Source organism: Marinobacterium rhizophilum DSM 18822 (assembly GCF_000378045.1).
Taxonomy (GTDB): domain Bacteria; phylum Pseudomonadota; class Gammaproteobacteria; order Pseudomonadales; family Balneatricaceae; genus Marinobacterium_A; species Marinobacterium_A rhizophilum.
This window is the reverse complement of the sequence record NZ_KB899096.1, coordinates 147,695-161,815: the sequence shown is the minus strand read 5'-3', so window position 1 is coordinate 161,815 and position 14,121 is coordinate 147,695. Positions and strand designations below refer to the sequence as shown.

Here is a 14,121-nt window from a genome sequence, read left to right as displayed (position 1 = left end):
TTATACCCAAGTAGGGCGGATTCGCATCACCCGCGGGACCCTTGCTGCAATACACCGGCTGGGATCACGCTGGTTAGTGTGATCATGCGCCCGATGCGTTTATAATGCTGCGACTTTTCATGCCGTCAGGACAGACTGGACACCAAGCCGACTATGAGCAAGCAAGATAACGTCAAGCCGACGAATTTTATCCATCAGATCATCGAGAGCGACATCGCGGACGAAAAGGTTGCCGGTGGTCAAGTTGTGACCCGCTTTCCGCCAGAGCCCAATGGTTATCTGCATATCGGTCACGCCAAGTCGATCTGTCTGAATTTTGGCACGGCCGCCAAGTACCAGGGCCAGTGCAACCTGCGTTTTGACGATACCAACCCGGAAAAGGAAAGCCAGGAGTACATCGACGCCATCGCCGAGGACGTACGCTGGCTGGGCTTCAAGTGGAACGGTGATATCCGTTACACCTCCGACTACTTTGAACAGCTGTACCAGTGGGCGCTGTACCTGATCGCCAATGGCAAGGCCTATGTCGATAGCCTGAGCGCCCACGAAATGCGCGAGTTCCGTGGCAACCTCACCGAGCCCGGCAAGAACAGCCCGTACCGTGAGCGCAGCGTGGCCGAGAACCTGGAACTGTTCGAGCGCATGCGCAATGGCGAGTTCGAGGAAGGCGACTGCGCCCTGCGCGTCAAGATCGACATGGCGGCGCCGAACATGAACCTGCGTGATCCGGTGATTTACCGTATCCGCAAGGCGCACCATCACCAGACCGGCGACAAGTGGTGCATCTACCCGTCCTACGACTATGCCCACGGCCAGTCCGATGCGCTGGAAGGGGTGACCCATTCCATCTGCACGCTTGAATTTGAAGATCACCGTCCGTTGTACGACTGGTTCATCGCCAATCTGCCGGTGCCGGCCCAGCCGCGCCAGTACGAATTCGCCCGTCTGAACCTGAACTACACCATTACCAGCAAGCGCAAGCTCAAGTTGCTGGTCGATGAGAAGCACGTGGTGGGCTGGGATGACCCGCGCATGCCGACTATTTCCGGCCTGCGTCGTCGCGGCTATACGCCGGCATCCATTCGTAACTTCTGCGAAATGATCGGTGTGACCCGCTCCAACGGCGTGGTCGACATGGGCATGCTGGAATCGGCCGTACGCGATGACCTGGATGCCAATGCACCGCGCGCCATGTGTGTCACGCGCCCGCTCAAGGTCACCATCAGCAACTTCGCCGAAGGCAAGGAAGAGTGGTTCGAGCTGCCGGCGCATCCCAAGGACGAGTCCATGGGGCTGCGCAAGGTGTCTTTCGGTCGCAACCTGCTGATCGAACAGGAAGACTTTGAAGAAGAGAAACCGCGCAAGTGGAAGCGCCTGGCGCCGGGTGATGCCGTGCGTCTGCGCGGTGCCTACGTGATTACCTGTAACGAGGTGATCAAGGACGATGCCGGCAATATCGTTGAGCTGATCTGCAGCTACGATCCGGCCACCAAGGGTGAAAACCCGACGGGGTACAAGCCCAATGGTGTCATTCACTGGGTCAATGCCGATCACTCGGTGCCCTGTGAAGTGCGTCTGTACGACCGCCTGTTCACCGAAGCCAACCCTGAAGCCGACAAGGCAGTGGATTTCCAGAACTACCTCAATTCCGGTTCGCTGGAAGTGCTGACCGATAGCCGGGTTGAAATAGGCCTCAAGCACGCGGTGGCAGAAGCGCATTACCAGTTCGAGCGCCTGGGGTATTTCTCCGTCGATAAGGATTCCGACGAGAACCGCCTGGTGTTCAACCGTACCGTTACGCTACGTGACTCCTGGATGAAAATTCAGGGCAAGTAAGCGGTACGGTATTGATCATCGGTGCTGTACCGTACCGTCACACTGCGCCTCTTTACATGAGACGCTGGGTTAAAATTCAGGGCAAGTAAGCTGCCCCGATAGCCTGCTAAAACGCCCGGCCCTGGAGACAGCGCCGGGCGTTTTTGCGTTCTAAACCTGGCAGGAATTTGAGCACTCCGGGGTCGTTATTTGGCAGCTCAGATAAGGATTCCGAAGAGAGCCGCCTAATGCTCAACCGTACCGTCACACTGCGCCTCTTTAAGTGAGACGCTGGGTGAAAATTCAGGGCAAGTAAGCTGCCCTGATAGCCTGCTAAAACGCCCGGCCCTGGAGACAGCGCCGGGCGTTTTTGCGTTCAGGGTTTGTCTATTTAAGCTGAAGACTGCCAGCGGGCGATCTGCTCAAGTACCCAGCCGGGGTCGTCGTGGGGCAGGTCATGGCCAGCAGAAGGGTGCACAGCGTGCTGTGCATGCCAGTGCTCGGCGATGGCGATGCTGCAGGCCGGGTTTACCATCGCATCAATGTGGGAGCTCAAGACAAGGGCCGGAACCGTCGGCACGCGATGGCCACTGCGGTAGAGCGCCGCCGCATAAAGCTGGCGCAGAAAGTTGGCCCGGCTCACCGGGCAGTCTCTCGCATAGCTGACCCACTGCTGCAAGGTGTTATCGACTCTGTGCCGGCAGGTTAGGCGGTAAATCAGCGCTTCGCGTCGAGGCGTGTCCAGCAGCAGGCCGCCCGTTAGAGGCAGCAGCGCCGACGGGCGCAGGCGCTGCCACGGCGGGCTCAGATCACCAAGGCTGCTATTGATGAGCATGAGGCGGCCAACCTCCCGGGGATACTGCAGTGCCCATTCGGTGGCCACCATGCCGCCCATCGACAGCCCAAGCAGCTGCACGGGCGCGCTGGGTGAATGAAGGTTATTACCGTAGGCGAGCACTGTGCGGCGCAGGTACTCAACCTGGTCGGCCAGCCGAACCGGGCTTTTCTCGCGGTAGAGCTGACCATTGCCGGGCAGGTCCGGGCACAGAACCCGTGCCTGCAATGCATCGGCTAGCCGCTGTGGGAAGTCGCCCCAGTGGCGTGCTTCACGCACCAGACCACGCAACAGCACCCAGCAGGGCTGCGGCGCGCGCTTGTCCGTGGGTGTCTGGCTGGCAGAGCGCGGGGTGAATTCAGCGACAGGTGACGTCATTCAGTGACCGGATTCCTGGTACCAGCGTTGTATCGCGCGCTGCTGCTGTGCGTCGCGATCCGAACCCTGGGGATGCCAGTGTTGCCAGGAGCGGGTTGCCCGGATCAGGAAGTCGAACAGCGTATTGTGGTGGCGAAGGATGCGCCGTTGCCGGTGCGGCACCAAGGGGTTGAACAGCCCCGTGAAGCTGGTGATCTGGCGCAGGTTCTTGCGCACCCAGAGCCATGAGCCCAGCTCCAGCGTGAGTGGCAGGAATACCGCCGGCCCGTTGCTTGCGCCGCGCTGGCGCTGCAGATGCTGATGGTACAGGTAGTCCCACAGGTCGCCGTGCGTGCGGTACTGGTGGCACTGGGGTTCAAACAGGTAGCGGTGGTAAGGATTGGCGGCCTCGTACAGCTCGACCAGGGCATGGACTTCGGCGGCCTGTTCCAGCGGTTGTGTGCTGCCGGCATATGGAAACCAGACCCGGTCACGCATGCCAAAGCCGGAATGGCAGTCCAGTGAAAGGCAGAAAGGCGCGGTTGCGCACTCGGCGTTAACCAGATCGCAGAGCGCGGCGGATTCCGTTTCCATGGGTTGATCGAGTGCGCCCCGATACCAGGGCAGCCAGGTGCCGATACGGTGCCCCGACAGCAACCAGGAGGTCGGGCGGTCGGCGTTGTGTGGCGCATTGCGCATCAGATCAACGCCATTGGCGTTGGCGCGGGATCCACGCGCCATTCCTGCGGGATTCACGAGCGGACAGAACACCAGCCGAATGTGTTCAAGGTCCGCTTGAAGCCCCTGGTCCCAGGGCAGCCGTGCCAGCAACAACTCGAGCTGGGTGAGCACCAGTTGAGTGCCGATACGCTCCACGCCATGAATACCGCCCGTAAGCAGCAGTACCGGGGCGTACGGGTCCGGATTGCCCAGTCTGAGTGCATACAAAGGGTAACGATCAGCGCCATCGGTAACCTCTGCCAGCACGCGTGCATCAAGCGCACTGCCGCCCAGCGCGATCAGGCGTTGCAGGTCGTGCAGTTCCGGCAGGCGCCGCGAATTGTGGGTTGCATCAGCGTCATGGCTGTCTGGGCCGGGCGCCTTGCGAGAGTCAGGGTGAGGAACGGGGGGGAAAGATGACTGCGGTGGCTTCATTGACATCCGGTGATGAATAAAAGCGCCTTGGCCCCGTGCACAAGAGGCAAAGTGCAGATGAGCGCCTGGCGCGAGCTGTTAGCGGCACAGTGTTTATAGAACAGTAGTTTAGCTGTTATGCTCGCGGGCGTTAGCGGGTTCACAAAGGATTCACACAAGTGGCATTGAACAGTGCGTTCCCTGCGAGCAAGGCAAAAAGGATATCTTCAAACAGATTGAAACGCCGCGCCCTGGTGGCGGGCAGTGTGCTGAGTACGCTGCTGCTGTTGGCTGGGTGCAGTACCCTGAAAAGCCCCTCGGGATCAGCAGTCCCCGAGCCGGATTCCCTCGCCGGTGCCGAGACGGGTGTCGATACAGCCGCACCTGAACAGCCCCGGACTGAGCCCGCGCCCAAGCTAGATCAAAAACAGCACACGACGGCCCGCACGTCGGGTGTGGCGCAGGTTCAGCGTCTGGCGCTGATGCCCACAGAGGTGCGCGAGACCTCGGGGCTGGCGCAGATTAATGGCCATCTCTGGACCATCAACGACAGTGGCGATGATGCGGTGATCTATCAGCTGTCAGGCGATGGGCGGCGTGTGCACAAGCAGCTCTACCTGGCGGGTGCCCGCAATATCGACTGGGAATCCCTGGCGGTGGACGATGCCTATTTGTATATCGCGGATTGCGGCAATAACCGCGCGAGGCGTGCAATATTGACACTCTACAAGGTCGCACTGGATGCACTCAGTGCACCGGATGGCAGCCGGGTAGGCTATGAAACCGGTACCTTTCGCTATGGTCAGCGGCTGGAAGTAAGGGCATCGGACAGCCACAACTTTGACTGCGAGGCCGTGACAGCGGTCGAGAACGAACTCTGGCTGTTCAGCAAGAACCGAGCGGACGGGCACACGGATCTGTATCGCCTCGACAAGCAGGCCCGTGAGCAGGCGGTGTTTCCGTCGCGCAGCTATCCGGTGAACGGTCTGGTCACGGCCGCTGACTATGACCCGGTATCCGGGCGGCTGGTGCTGCTGGGATACAGCCGTCAGCGTTTGTTTGGTCATAGCTTTATCTGGATTATACCGTTATCTAAAAAGGGCGATGGCAGTAATCCCAGCCCGCAGTGGAGTGGTGCTCAGCGCTATCGGCTGAACACCTATGCCCAGTGGGAGGCGATCAGCTGGGATGGTCCAGGCCGGCTGGTATTGAGCGCCGAACGCAGTCCGTTATCGGACACGCAGCTTGCAGAGATACGCCTTGATGCAAAGGGCGAACCGGTTGCGAACGATGCGGATGCAGACGACCCGTCGCTCTGGTGATAAATCGGGTGCGCCATTGCGCAATCAATTGATTTATAATGGCGCCCATACGTGCTGCGGGCTGAGCTTTTTGGCTTTGATACCGGCGGCGGAATTCCAAAATTGACTCAAAAGCTGGTTTGATGCTGCAAATCTATAACACTCTGAGCAAGGATAAAGTGCCCTTCGAGCCGATCGAAGCGGGCAAAATTCGCATGTATGTCTGCGGCATCACGGTGTATGACTACTGTCATATCGGGCACGCCCGCGTCATGGTCGCCTTTGATGTGATTACACGTTACCTGCGCTCGCGTGGCTGGGATGTGACCTATGTGCGCAACATCACCGATGTGGACGACAAGATCATCAAGCGTGCGGCCGAAAACGGTGAAACTCCCGACTCGCTGACCAATCGCATGATCGAGGCGATGCACGAGGATGAAACCCGCTTGTCTGTGTTGCGCCCGGACATGGAACCACGTGCCACAGCCCACATGGACGATATCCTGGCCCTGGTACAGACGCTGATCGACAAGGGTTTCGCCTATGCCGCGAGCAATGGCGATGTGTATTACCGGGTCGAGAAGTTCGAAGGCTACGGCAAGCTGACGCGACAGAATATCGATGAACTGCGTTCTGGCAGCCGGGTTGATGTCGAAGAGGCCAAGGAAAGTCCGCTGGACTTCGTGCTCTGGAAAGCCGCCAAGCCTGGCGAAGTCAGCTGGGAATCGCCCTGGGGACCTGGGCGCCCGGGCTGGCATATCGAATGCTCGGCCATGTCTAAATGCTGCCTGGGAGACACCTTCGATATCCATGGCGGCGGTCCGGATCTGCCGTTCCCGCACCATGAAAATGAGATTGCCCAGTCAGAGGCAGCCAACGGCGTGCAGTACGTCAATACCTGGATGCATGCGGGCCCTGTGCGGGTAAACAGCGAGAAAATGTCCAAATCGCTGGGCAACTTCTTCACCATTCGCGATGTGCTTGAAAAGTACGACGCCGAAGTGGTGCGCTACTTTTTGGCCAGCGTGCACTATCGCAGCTACATCGATTACAGCGAAGACAGCCTGAAGGAAGCCCGCAGTGCACTGGAGCGTTTCTACCAGGCGCTGGCGTCGGTGGAATGCGCTGGCACAGAGCCCGTGAATGATTTCGAAGCCCGCTTCGTTGAAGCCATGGACGATGATTTCAACACACCCAAGGCACTGGCGGTGCTGTTTGAACTGGTCAGTGAGCTGAACCGTGCCGTGCGTGAAGGCAGCGAGGAGGCCGGCAAGCTTGCAGCTCAGCTCAAGCGCCTGGGCGGTGTTATTGGCCTGCTGCAGCAAAATCCTGATGCCTTCCTCAAGGGGGAAGATCGGGCCGGTGAACTGGGCGCCGCTGAGATCGAAGCCCTCATCGTGCAGCGCAAGGACGCCCGTGCCAACCGTGACTTTGCACTGTCCGACAAGATCCGCGATGAGCTGGCCGCTCAGGGCGTCATCCTGAAAGACGACCGCTCCGGCACCAGCTGGTACCGCGAAGGTTAAACGTTGCTGTGTACGCATAGCCCCGCATTGAGCGGTTACATACAAAGGCGGCCTTATTAGCCGCCTTTTTTGCAGCCGTCTTTCCGGTACCTTTGCATCAGGCATACGCTGCCGGCGTCGAGATTCAGTTTTAATTCACCCTGACTTTTTAATCTCGATAACATGACTCTCATACTGTTCTGTAAACGTCCTCGTATTGGGGTCGGCAAACAACGACTGGCGCGGCTGATTGGCCAGCAAAATGCGCTGCGAATTGCGCAACTGTTGCACCAGTGCGCGCTGGCACAGCTTGGCAGCTGGCCGGGCCGCACTGTTGTCGCCTGCGCCGATTCTGCGGACTGTGATGGCTATCGCACCGAGTATCCCTGGATTGATGCTGTTATGGCCCAGCAGGGCGCAAACCTGGGGCTACGCATAAATCATACGGACGCTCTGCTGCGCGCAGCAGGGCATGAGCGAACGATCATCATCGGTTCGGACATGCCGGAACAGACCCCGCAGCAGCTGCTGGATGCCGGCGAACAGCTTAATGATTACGACATTGTGTTGTCTGGCGCTGCGGATGGAGGCGTAACCCTGATGGGCGCCCGGGTGCCCTGGCCGGATCTTGGTACCTTGCCCTGGAGCACACCGCAGCTCGGTAAGGCGCTGGCTGATTGCTGCGAGATGGCAGGGCTTTCGGTGGGCTGGACTCAGCCCTGCGACGATGTCGACGGGGTCGAGGACCTGCGCAGGCTTCGTACGTCCCTTGCACGCGACTCCCGCGCGCCACAGCAAGCCTTACACAAACTGTTACAGGAGCTTGCCTGATGGAACTTATTCGCAGTCGAGACTGGTACAGCGCGCCCACTGGTGAGCCCAGAGGTTACATCAGGCCGCATGCGCTGCGTGAACTCTGGTTTCACACGGGGACAGCCTGCAACCTGAGTTGTCCATTCTGCCTGGAGGGCTCAAAGCCCGGCGATGACCGCCTTCAGATGCTGCGTCTGGCCGATGTAGAGCCCTTTATTGATGAGGCACAGGAGATGCGGGTTGAGCAGTTTTCCTTTACCGGCGGAGAGCCGTTCGTCGCCAGGGACCTGATCCGCATACTGAAACGGGCCAGCGAAGTGGCACCTTGCCTCGTACTCACCAACGGAACCGACGCGTTGCAGCGCCGCATTCATCAGCTGGATGAACTGCGCAACGCTCCACACCCGGTGAGTTTCCGCGTTAGCATCGATTCCATTGATCGTGCCGAGCATGACGCGGGCAGGGGCGAGGGCAATTTCGAGCGTGCTTTTGAAGGCCTGCGCCTGCTGCACGCCAGGGGCTTTCACGTATCCATTGCGCGGCACATGAAAGCAGATGAAGATACTCCGGTGGTTGCGGCGCAGTATGCTGCCTTGCTCAAGGAACAGGGCTTGCCGGAAGACCTCAAGCAGGTGGCGTTTCCTGATTTTCTGCCCCCCGGCAGCCACGCCGATGTACCCGCTGTGACAACTCAGTGCATGACCCGGTACCAGAGCGAAGAGAGCCGGCGTAACTTCATGTGTGCGTTCAGCAAGATGGTGCTGAAGCAAAACAACCGTATGCGGGTTTACGCCTGTACGCTTGTGGACGATGACCCCGAATATGACCTGGGCGCTACCTTGCGCCAGGCGATGGAGCAGCAGGTCAGCATGAAGCACCACCGCTGCTTTTCCTGCTTTCGGTACGGATCGTCCTGCAGTGAGATCTAGCAGGGGCAGCTCATGCAGCTAAGCGTGATTATTCCCATCGGGCCCGGAGAAGCCGGCCCGTTTGCGCTATTTGATGCACTCTCGCTGTTGCCGCCGGAGTGGGAAGTGATCTTCGCGCTTTGCGAACCCCGTGATGATCTGCCCTTACGCTGTCATAAAAGAGTTTATACCGTTATCTCACCTAAAGGCCGGTCGATTCAAATGAACACCGCGGCACAGGTCACCAGAGGGGAGGTCCTGTGGTTTTTGCACCTGGACTCCGTTCTGACTGCATCAATGATACAAGCACTTCAGCAGGGGCTGAGACGTAAGCCCCATGCTCTGCATTACTTTAAACTCGCTTTCGCCGATGACGGTGCCGGCCCTACGGCATTGAATGCGTGGGCAGCCAATCTGCGCTCACGCTGGCTGGGTATTCCGTTTGGCGATCAGGGACTTTGTCTTGGCGCCCGTGAATTTCACGCGCTGGGGGGCTATTCCCAGGATGTACCCTACGGTGAAGACCATCTGCTGGTATGGAAGGCAAGGCGATTCGGAGTGCGCCTCAATTGTCTTGATGCAACGCTCCGTACCAGCGCGCGCAAATACCGCGCGCGTGGCTGGCTGTCGCTCAGCGTGCTCTATCAGTGGCGCTGGATTCGCCAGGCACTGCCACAGAGTCTGCTTTGGCTTGGGGAACGTACCAAAGCGCGCCTTAAAGCTGATCCCAAGACACAAACGTCTGATAAAACGTGCTACAAAAACCGATAATGGTTTAGAGTTAAGCAGTGTTCGTGCGCAAACAGGTCGCCTCATGCTTTCAGAAAGAAACCCCCGCATTGAAATTGAATACTGCACCGGTTGTCGCTGGATGCTGCGTGCCAGCTGGGTGGCGCAGGAACTGCTGAGTACTTTCGAGGGGCAGCTGGGCGAGGTGGCTTTGCAGCCAAGTGCAGTTCCCGGCACGTTCCAGGTGCGCTATGGCAGCGAGCTGATATGGTGTCGCAAGCGGGATCAGGGGTTTGCCGAAATCAAGGAGATAAAGCGGCGAGTGCGCGACAAACTGGATCCGCAGATAGATCTCGGGCACCTGGATCGCTGATGTGCGCGTGACTGTTCGAATCGACTCTAACTGGCCACCGGAGGGCTCGTGTTACTCGTAACGCTTTTCAATAGTCTGGTCGTGGTGCTGGCAATCAGCATCCACTATGAGTTTCTGTTCCGCATGACGCTGCTTGTGCCGAAACTCAAGATGAAGCACCGATACAGGATAGTGCTGGGCGTATGCGGCGCACTGCTGGCACATTCGGTAGAGGTGTGGATCTTTGCAATTGCCTACTACGTCATGCACCACATACCAGGCTGGGGGGAGCTGCAAGGTGCCTTCAACGGTAACTTGCTGGATTGCGTTTATTTTTCATTTACGACGTTTACCACCCTGGGGTTTGGTGATATCCAGCCAAGCGGTCATCTGAGGTATTTAACCGGAATCGAGTCGCTTACCGGCCTGGTGTTAATTACCTGGACGGCGTCTTTTCTATTTGTTGAAATGCAGCGCTATTGGGTTTCCCGTTAAGGCATGCATCCGCGTTGCCTGGGTGCCGAACTGCAATGTAGCCAAAACGAGTAGATAGCCAAAACGAGTAGAACACGGGGGAGGGGGGCAATAGCGGCTCGGCTCTCTGTCTTGCCTCCCTGTCTCGCCGTTATTGAATCACTGCTGCCCGTGGGTGAGGACGGGCAGGCAGGTGAGACACAGAGTTACTGAACTTGATCGAGGTTGTTCGCCGCTTCCAGGGTGTTTTCCATCAGGCAGGCCACCGTCATGGGGCCCACGCCGCCAGGTACCGGAGTGATCCAGGCCGCACGCTGGGCTGCAGTATCGAATTCGATATCGCCTACCAGGCTTCCATCGTCCAGGCGGTTGATGCCAACATCAATAACAACTGCGCCAGGCTTGATCCAGTCGCCTTTGACCAGCCCAGGTTTGCCCACGCCGACAATAACGATCTCTGCACGACCCACATGCTCGGCAAGGTTCTCGGTAAAGCGATGGGTTGTCGTCACAGTGCAGCCGGCCAGCAGCAGTTCAAGGCCCATGGGGCGGCCAACAATGTTGGATGCACCGACAACCACGACTTCCTTGCCATGAAAGGCGATACCGGTAGATTCCAGCAGGTGCATGACGCCTTTGGGCGTGCAGGGGCGCAGGGCAGGCAGGCGCTGAGCCAGTCGTCCCAGGTTGAATGGGTGGAAACCATCTACATCCTTGTCCGGGCGGATGCGCTCAAGAATGGCATTGGCATCCAGTTCCCGCGGCAATGGCAGCTGCACCAAAATGCCGTCAACCTCGCTATTGGCGTTGAGGTCATCGACCAGCGCCAGCAGTTCTTCCTGCTTTGCAGTGGCAGGCATGTCATACGACAGGGACTGAATGCCAACCTCCTCGCAGGCGTTTTTCTTGTTGCGCACATACACATGAGAGGCGGGATCAACACCAACCAGAACTACGGCGAGGCAGGGCGCCCGTTTGCCCGCTGCCAGGCGCTGTTGCACGCCCACGGCCACTTCTTCACGTATTTGGGCTGCAATCCGCTTACCGTCAATTATGTTTGCAGTCATCGTTGAGCTGTATTCCTCGAGGCCGGTAGTAGTTAACTGGCGCGGATTTTCTCATGGTTACAGGTGCGCGGCCAAGCAGGTATTTCGTTAAATAGACTCAGACTGTTACCTTTATACGGTTTTGGCCGCTGGCAGGCCGCCTAAACTGCGAGACAACAACTCACCCAGCAGTGATTAACAGAAATTCGTGGCTATTATGTAACCAGTATGATTTTACTGAAAAAAATCCATATTTTTAGTTGACGTCCAAAAATCTCGGCCGTAGTATATGCCGCTCCTTTGGACAGGTCCTAAAGCAACGCAGGTTGCAGAGGGTAAGTTCAAAGGCGGGAGCAATGCGCCCGTAGCTCAATCGGATAGAGCAACGGCCTTCTAAGCCGTAGGTTGCGGGTTCGATTCCTGCCGGGCGTGCCATGTGGCAAGTTGCTTATCCGGAAAAGTTGTAGAAGTAAAAGTCAGGCAGTGGTGGGCGTAGCTCAGTTGGTAGAGCCCCGGATTGTGATTCCGGTGGTCGTGGGTTCAAGCCCCATCGTCCACCCCATTCCTGATGTGTAGTGCGGACGTGGTGAAATTGGTAGACACGCCAGATTTAGGTTCTGGTGCCGAAAGGTGTGGGAGTTCGAGTCTCCCCGTCCGCACCATGTTTGTCTTATACGCTGTGGTGGGCGTAGCTCAGTTGGTAGAGCCCCGGATTGTGATTCCGGTGGTCGTGGGTTCAAGCCCCATCGTCCACCCCATTCCTTGCACGTTGCATGGAAGTCGGCGTCAGAACGACAAACTGCTCCAAGGCGTGGAGTTCGGGTGAATGCTGTTAAGCAGAAATCCTGAAAATCAGGCTGGTTTTTGTATCGCCGTGGTGGGCGTAGCTCAGTTGGTAGAGCCCCGGATTGTGATTCCGGTGGTCGTGGGTTCAAGCCCCATCGTCCACCCCATTCCCCAGGTGTCATGCTGCCGGGAAGGTGATATTTTTTCGCGTAAGGCTATCTGTTGTTAGAAAACTGACCAGTGTAACGGGCAGGCTCCTGCTTTGCCTTCATGTTGCATTTGCGTCATGCGCTGTGGTGGGCGTAGCTCAGTTGGTAGAGCCCCGGATTGTGATTCCGGTGGTCGTGGGTTCAAGCCCCATCGTCCACCCCATTTCCTCTTTTTCGATGTATCCTCCTGTTTTTATTCGTTTTTCTTGATTGAAATCCAAATTCCTTTATGATTATTTCCCAGGGCGAACTCTGCTGCTTCCAATGGTATTCCGCTTGACTATTCGGGGTAACTGGCACAGAATTTCGCGCTTTAGAATTTAGGTTCTGTGGCGTCCGTGCTTGGTCGGGAACAAGTTTGCCCTCGAGCGGGTCTTAACGAAGACGGATTGGTCCGCAGATCGCGATTAAAAAATGCTGCAAGTTTTGTGAGGAATTCCATGCAAGTTTCTGTTGAAGCGACTTCGGGCCTCGAGCGTCAGATGACGATCACAGTTCCGGCCGAGCGTATCGATAATGATGTAGCAACCCGCGTGCAGGATACTGCCCGTCGTGTGCGTATCGATGGCTTTCGCCCGGGCAAGGTGCCGGTCAAAATAGTTCAGAAGCGCTACGGTGCTGGAATTCGCCAGGAAGTGCTGGGTGAAGTGGTCCAGCAGAGCTTCTACGAAGCGGCGCAGCAGGAAAAACTGCAGCCCGCCGGCGGACCGAACATCGAGTTCAAGAACGACAAGGCCGGTGAAGATTTCGAATTCACCGCTACCTTTGAAGTCTATCCGGAAATCACCCTGGCTGACTTCTCCGCGGCAGAAATCAAGAAGCTAAACGCCAGCGTTACCGATGCTGATCTGGAAAAAATGATCGACACCCTGCGCAAGCAGCAGGCTGAGTGGTCTGTTGTTGAGCGTGCAGCTGAAGACGGTGATCAGGTCAAGATCGACTTTGAAGGCTTTATCGATGGCGAAGCCTTCGAGGGCGGCAAAGGCGAAGGCATGGACCTGGTGCTGGGCTCCAACACCATGATCCCCGGTTTCGAAACTGGCCTGATTGGCGCAGTAGCCGGTGACGAAAAAGAGCTGAACGTGACTTTCCCGGCGGATTACCAGGCTGAAAACCTGCAGGGCAAAGAAGCGCTGTTCAAGGTCAAGGTTCAGAGCGTGTCCGCTTCTGAGCTGCCGGAACTGAACGAAGAGTTCTTCGTCAAGTTTGGCCTGGAAGGCAAGACACTGGAAGAGTTCCAGGTTGAGGTTCGCAACAACATGGAACGCGAACTCAAGCAGGCGCTGAAAATGAAGCTCAAAGAGCAGCTTTTCGGCAAACTGATTGAGCTCAATGCCATTGACGTACCGAGCCCGTTGGTTGACAGCGAAATCGACAACCTGCGCAAGCAGGCGGTGCAGCAGTTCGGCGGCGGCAACGCCAACCTTGACCCCAACATGCTGCCCAAAGAGCTGTTCGAAGAGCAGGCCAAGCGCCGCGTAGCGATCGGCCTGCTGGTGCAGGAAGTTATCAAGGCCAACGAACTGAAGGTTGACGAAGACCGCGTTCGCGCCATGGTTGAAGAACAGGCCCAGACTTACCAGGAGCCGCAGCAGGTTATCGACTGGTACTACAGCAACAAGGAAATGCTGAACCAGATCCAGAGCTTGGCAATGGAAGATCAAGTAGTTGATCAGCTGCTCGCATCTGCTACAGTCGTGGAAGTTGAAGCCAGCTACGAAGACGCGATCAAGCCAGCTCAGCCAGAAGCTGAAACTGAGGCGGCGGAAGAAGCCGCAGCCGAATAAGGCTGTTGCAGCGACCGACGCTCTAACGAGTCATGGAAAAACGACAGTTGGCTCATGCTGACTGTCG

At 57.6% G+C, this 14,121-nt stretch carries 12 protein-coding genes and 6 tRNA genes; 15 read left to right on the top strand and 3 right to left on the bottom strand.

Annotated features, from left to right (window positions below; genetic code table 11):
- The first annotated feature begins 153 nt into the window (after window positions 1–153).
- Window positions 154–1,836, top strand: coding sequence for a glutamine--tRNA ligase/YqeY domain fusion protein (locus F451_RS0110825; protein ID WP_020681384.1), 1,683 nt, complete (start codon window positions 154–156; stop codon window positions 1,834–1,836).
- Between the two features lie 370 nt (window positions 1,837–2,206).
- Here the strand turns inward: F451_RS0110825 and F451_RS0110820 are convergent, their stop codons facing one another.
- Both F451_RS0110820 and F451_RS0110815 read right to left on the bottom strand, forming a co-directional pair.
- Complete coding sequence (locus F451_RS0110820; protein ID WP_020681383.1) at window positions 2,207–3,028, bottom strand: alpha/beta fold hydrolase; 822 nt, start codon at window positions 3,026–3,028, stop codon at window positions 2,207–2,209.
- A complete protein-coding gene (locus tag F451_RS0110815; protein ID WP_020681382.1) occupies window positions 3,029–4,162 on the bottom strand; it encodes a M14 family zinc carboxypeptidase in 1,134 nt (377 codons plus the stop codon).
- A gap of 215 nt (window positions 4,163–4,377) precedes the next feature.
- Here F451_RS0110815 and F451_RS25360 point away from each other — a divergent pair, with 215 nt between their 5' ends.
- The 7 genes from F451_RS25360 to F451_RS0110780 all read left to right on the top strand — a co-directional run bounded on the left by F451_RS25360 (window position 4,378) and on the right by F451_RS0110780 (window position 10,247).
- Entirely contained in the window at window positions 4,378–5,463 is a 1,086-nt protein-coding gene (locus F451_RS25360) for a hypothetical protein (RefSeq protein WP_020681381.1), read from the top strand.
- A 122-nt stretch (window positions 5,464–5,585) separates the two neighbouring features.
- On the top strand, window positions 5,586–6,971 hold the full coding sequence (gene cysS / locus F451_RS0110805; RefSeq protein ID WP_020681380.1) for a cysteine--tRNA ligase: 1,386 nt from the start codon (window positions 5,586–5,588) through the stop codon (window positions 6,969–6,971).
- 162 nt (window positions 6,972–7,133) lie between these two features.
- Entirely contained in the window at window positions 7,134–7,781 is a 648-nt protein-coding gene (locus F451_RS0110800; RefSeq protein WP_020681379.1) for a TIGR04282 family arsenosugar biosynthesis glycosyltransferase, read from the top strand.
- Window positions 7,781–8,692: a radical SAM protein gene (locus F451_RS25355; RefSeq protein WP_020681378.1), complete on the top strand. Its 912-nt coding sequence runs from the start codon at window positions 7,781–7,783 to the stop codon at window positions 8,690–8,692. The genes F451_RS0110800 and F451_RS25355 overlap by 1 nt, the downstream gene beginning before the upstream one ends.
- Window positions 8,693–8,716: 24 nt before the next feature.
- Complete coding sequence (locus F451_RS25350; protein ID WP_205624005.1) at window positions 8,717–9,442, top strand: hypothetical protein; 726 nt, start codon at window positions 8,717–8,719, stop codon at window positions 9,440–9,442.
- 43 nt (window positions 9,443–9,485) lie between these two features.
- The gene (locus F451_RS0110785) at window positions 9,486–9,773 is read left to right on the top strand and encodes an Rdx family protein (RefSeq protein WP_020681376.1); all 288 of its coding nucleotides are present in this window, start codon (window positions 9,486–9,488) and stop codon (window positions 9,771–9,773) included.
- Window positions 9,774–9,821: 48 nt separating this feature from the next.
- Entirely contained in the window at window positions 9,822–10,247 is a 426-nt protein-coding gene (locus F451_RS0110780; protein WP_020681375.1) for a potassium channel family protein, read from the top strand.
- Between the two features lie 185 nt (window positions 10,248–10,432).
- On the opposite strand, the gene folD is transcribed toward F451_RS0110780, so the two are convergent.
- Window positions 10,433–11,293: a bifunctional methylenetetrahydrofolate dehydrogenase/methenyltetrahydrofolate cyclohydrolase FolD gene (gene folD / locus F451_RS0110775; RefSeq protein ID WP_020681374.1), complete on the bottom strand. Its 861-nt coding sequence runs from the start codon at window positions 11,291–11,293 to the stop codon at window positions 10,433–10,435.
- Between the two features lie 337 nt (window positions 11,294–11,630).
- Here folD and F451_RS0110770 point away from each other — a divergent pair.
- The 7 genes from F451_RS0110770 to tig all read left to right on the top strand — a co-directional run bounded on the left by F451_RS0110770 (window position 11,631) and on the right by tig (window position 14,054).
- Window positions 11,631–11,707 (top strand) — tRNA-Arg (locus F451_RS0110770).
- Window positions 11,708–11,758: 51 nt separating this feature from the next.
- Window positions 11,759–11,834: transfer RNA gene (locus F451_RS0110765), tRNA-His, on the top strand.
- A 15-nt stretch (window positions 11,835–11,849) separates the two neighbouring features.
- A tRNA-Leu gene (locus F451_RS0110760) sits at window positions 11,850–11,934 on the top strand.
- Window positions 11,935–11,954: 20 nt separating this feature from the next.
- Window positions 11,955–12,030, top strand: a tRNA-His gene (locus F451_RS0110755).
- 119 nt (window positions 12,031–12,149) lie between these two features.
- Window positions 12,150–12,225: transfer RNA gene (locus tag F451_RS0110750), tRNA-His, on the top strand.
- Between the two features lie 129 nt (window positions 12,226–12,354).
- Window positions 12,355–12,430: transfer RNA gene (locus F451_RS0110745), tRNA-His, on the top strand.
- 277 nt (window positions 12,431–12,707) lie between these two features.
- Complete coding sequence (tig, locus tag F451_RS0110740) at window positions 12,708–14,054, top strand: trigger factor (protein WP_020681373.1); 1,347 nt, start codon at window positions 12,708–12,710, stop codon at window positions 14,052–14,054.
- Window positions 14,055–14,121: the final 67 nt, after the last annotated feature.

Excerpts from the sequence above, each read along its gene's own strand:
- tig (WP_020681373.1), top strand. The coding sequence starts at position 12,708 with ATGCAAGTTTCTGTTGAAGCGACTTCGGGCCTCGAGCGTCAGATGACG.
- cysS (WP_020681380.1), top strand. The coding sequence starts at position 5,586 with ATGCTGCAAATCTATAACACTCTGAGCAAGGATAAAGTGCCCTTCGAG.
- F451_RS0110825 (WP_020681384.1), top strand. The coding sequence starts at position 154 with ATGAGCAAGCAAGATAACGTCAAGCCGACGAATTTTATCCATCAGATC.
- F451_RS0110820 (WP_020681383.1), bottom strand. The coding sequence starts at position 3,028 with ATGACGTCACCTGTCGCTGAATTCACCCCGCGCTCTGCCAGCCAGACA.
- folD (WP_020681374.1), bottom strand. The coding sequence starts at position 11,293 with ATGACTGCAAACATAATTGACGGTAAGCGGATTGCAGCCCAAATACGT.
- F451_RS0110785 (WP_020681376.1), top strand. The coding sequence starts at position 9,486 with ATGCTTTCAGAAAGAAACCCCCGCATTGAAATTGAATACTGCACCGGT.
- F451_RS25355 (WP_020681378.1), top strand. The coding sequence starts at position 7,781 with ATGGAACTTATTCGCAGTCGAGACTGGTACAGCGCGCCCACTGGTGAG.
- F451_RS0110800 (WP_020681379.1), top strand. The coding sequence starts at position 7,134 with ATGACTCTCATACTGTTCTGTAAACGTCCTCGTATTGGGGTCGGCAAA.
- F451_RS0110815 (WP_020681382.1), bottom strand. The coding sequence starts at position 4,162 with ATGAAGCCACCGCAGTCATCTTTCCCCCCCGTTCCTCACCCTGACTCT.